Source organism: Pseudocitrobacter cyperus (genome assembly GCF_039889165.1).
GTDB lineage: Bacteria > Pseudomonadota > Gammaproteobacteria > Enterobacterales > Enterobacteriaceae > Pseudocitrobacter > Pseudocitrobacter cyperus.
In genome coordinates, this window is the sequence record NZ_JAYMYY010000033.1 from 1 (window position 1) to 331 (window position 331).

Consider the following 331-nt stretch of genomic DNA (forward strand, 5'->3'; position numbering starts at 1 on the left):
TGCATCTGGCAGTTACTGCGCCGTGAAGGCCTTCATGTTAATCACAAGCGCGTGTACCCCTTTACCACCTAACGGGCTGGGCGTTAAACGCAGGCGACGTCGTAAAGGACTGGCGACCGAACGGTTTCCGCTTCTTCGCCCGGATGCGCCGAACATTACATGGTCGACGGATTTCGTTATGGACGCACTGGCCAACGGTCGCAGGATCAAGTGCCTGACCTGTGTGGATGATTTCACGAAGGAATGCCTGACGATCACCGCTGCATTCGGGATTTCAGGTGTGCAGGTCACGCGTATTCTCGACAACATCGCGCTGTTTCGCGGCTATCCA

General features: G+C 55.9%; 1 pseudogene. It reads left to right on the top strand.

Going from position 1 to position 331, the window contains the following annotated elements:
* Window positions 1-331 (top strand): annotated as a pseudogene (locus VSR74_RS23215) (DDE-type integrase/transposase/recombinase); the annotation flags it as partial.